The sequence below is a fragment of the Caballeronia terrestris genome (assembly GCF_001544515.1).
GTDB classification, from domain to species: Bacteria; Pseudomonadota; Gammaproteobacteria; order Burkholderiales; family Burkholderiaceae; genus Caballeronia; species Caballeronia terrestris.
In genome coordinates this window covers 1-2,662 of record NZ_FCOL02000252.1, presented here as the reverse complement: position 1 = coordinate 2,662, position 2,662 = coordinate 1, and the positions used below count along the sequence as shown (strand labels likewise).

Genomic DNA, 2,662 nt, shown 5'->3' with positions numbered 1-2,662 from the left:
CCGATTGCTGGCTGTGGCACCTCGATTGGTCTGTTTGGACCGATCGCTGACGCCTGCGTTATTCGTCCGGGCTGCGCGGTTGGCGGCACTCGCGTCGTTCTGGCGACCCGTGCGAGTCCCGGGTTCCGCCCGATTGGCGACGCTCGCACGCTCGGTAGCGCTGTCGGGGCGACCTCGATAGTCGCGCCGTGCGTCGGTGCCTTGCACGCCCTTGGCGTATTTGTCACGCGTCGCGTTGTCGCGATAGGCGACGCCCTGACGATGTCCCGCGTCGTGGTTCCACTTGCCGCCCTCTACCTTGGTGCGGTCGAAATTGCGGTCGATGTTGGCGGCCTTGTTCACGTTGATGTTGACGTTATTGTTATTCCAGTCGCAATTGCTGAAGATTGCGCCTGCTGCCGCGATGCCGAGCCCCCATGCGAACCCGCTTGCGAGTGCGGCGCCTGGGTAATAAGCCGGATACGGCGGCCAGTAGGTCGGCGGATATGCCGGAGCGCTCCAGCCGCCGTAGACGACAGTCGGGTTGTAGGAGGGCACGTAGACGACCTGGGGATTGGATGGTTCGATGCGTAAGATGGTTTGTGGCGCCTGGACCGCCTGGCCACCTTGACCCGGGGCAGGCGCTTCGACAACCACTTTCTGTTGCGCGTTGGACGTCAGGCGTCCGGCTTTTTGAGCACGCACCCTCAATCGTTGTACGGCGTCAAGCACGTCCTTTTCATTTGCCAGAAACGCATCTCCGAGCCTCTGAGTCCAGTCCAGCTTGTCGTTCATCGGTTCCAGCACCTGTGGAAATGCCACCAATGACTTCACACTGACGTCCCACGGCTGGTCCTGCACTGCTTTCACGGCAGCTTCACCCTTCAGGTCCTTATGCGTTTTCACCCAGCGGGCGGCAGGCACGACTTCGAGCGGATAGGTCGACGCCATTAGGATTTGCGATAACAGCGAGTCGGGATAGAGCGCGATCGGCGCGACCAGCGCCTCGATCTCCTCCGGTGGAAATTGCTGGGCCTGAGGCTCGGGCGCCGAGGCCGGGAGTGGCACGGACGCTGCGGCTGCAACAGAGGCTGCGGCTGGAGCAGAGGCCGGGGCTGCGGCGGGTGCCGAAGCGGGCGGAGTCTGAGCCTGCTGATCCTGTTGCTTCGAAGGGCAGCCCGCCAATAGAACGACAAGGCTGGTGCTTAAGAGTCGTGCATTCCTTGTCGCCATGGTCACTCCCCGTTCGTTCTGTCAGGCAGCGAAAATGTTCGTGTGCTTCTATCTCATAGAGCCGGATGATCAGGCGGATGAATCCGCTGACTGGCCGATGCGGCGACCCTGCACTGTGAACAGATGAGGGAACGCATACTAGATTAGTACTCGCCGTACGATCGGTACAGTGAGATGTTATGTGATCGAGTATTGCCGGGCCAGAAAAGTCCGGACGCACAATGCAGTTGATCGAAGTGTTGGCGCGAGCGCGGCGTTCAACCAGAGTCGTCGACATAAAGGAGCGTAATGCGGTGGGGTCGACAGGACGGTCGTATTAACGCGTCTTCCATCGCGCAAGGTTCACTCGACCATCTTTATTGAACAATCCGGCTGAGGGGTGTGCATTTCCCATCGAATGCCGTGCGAGTCTCTGAAGGGGATGCCATTTTCGCCTCGCTCGTCTGTGAGGACCGGGATTCGGGCCAGCGAAATAATTACGTGCACTGGCTTGCCAAAACCGAACTGAAGCTCGCGGTTTTTCTGGAGGGCGCCCTGCCGAGCGAAAGCGTCCTTTTCGTCATGCGTCGATTCTGGCGACTTGGACTGCCGTGGTCGTATGGAGGCCCCCATAGGTGCTGACGCAGGCTCGGGGCTGGTACACACTGCCGGAGGAACGGCGGCGAAGGTGCATGACGTGGTCGAGGCGAACTCGCTGTTGCATGGCAAGGAAACCATGTATATGGCGATGCAGGATATCAAGGCGCGGACAAGCGCACGAACGCGCGGACAGTGAGGTAGCATGTCGCGATGGGCCCGTGCAAGCGTGCTGCTGCGCTTGACAAGAACGACGAGCTCGGCGCTACCCTTCATGAAATCGAATACCTCAGGCCAAAAATCCGGGCGAAAGTGGAGCATCCATTTCGGGTGATCAAACGGCAGTTTTGCGTCGTCAAGGTTCGCTACGCGGCTTGAAGAAGAACACAGATCAACTGACAACGCTGTTCGCGCTCACGAATCTCTGGAAGGCGCGTCGCAGCTTGTTCAACCTTTGCCAGACGCCGCAACCGACGAACTCAAAGTTAATTTTCGGCCTCTTTATTATCGCGTTCGGTACCTCTAAACGATCTCTTGAGCCATACCGATTTCGAATGTGTCATCCAATCGCCTGCGAAGCGCGACATTCGGACGTTCCTTTGGCCCGCTGCGAGCGGTCTTTCATTCTTTGCAGGACGTGGCGTTCGCTTCCCGGTCTGAGCGTGCTTACTGGCTGTCGGGATCGGGCATGCAATCCATTCCGACCGTGAAAACCATCCGGTGATGCTACACGGACAAGCGACAATCGAGCGTTGCGGACGACGCCCTACAGCGCCGCGAGCCTCACCGGGATTCGGTGTGCATCACGATTTCGTTCACGCCCGGGACGGTCTCAGCAGCAACGCGAATGGCTCTCCGTTCTTCGTCGCTCCTG

The 2,662-nt window shown here is 59.4% G+C and carries 1 protein-coding gene and 1 pseudogene; one reads left to right on the top strand and one right to left on the bottom strand.

Annotation, left to right across the window (positions count from 1 at the left end; genetic code table 11):
- A partial coding sequence (locus AWB67_RS36090) for a DUF3300 domain-containing protein (RefSeq protein ID WP_374729888.1) occupies window positions 1–1,212 on the bottom strand: 1,212 nt, incomplete at its 3' end.
- Between the two features lie 598 nt (window positions 1,213–1,810).
- Between AWB67_RS36090 and AWB67_RS42645 the strand changes: the two are divergent.
- Window positions 1,811–2,234 (top strand): annotated as a pseudogene (locus tag AWB67_RS42645) (transposase); the annotation flags it as partial.
- Window positions 2,235–2,662 lie beyond the last annotated feature (428 nt).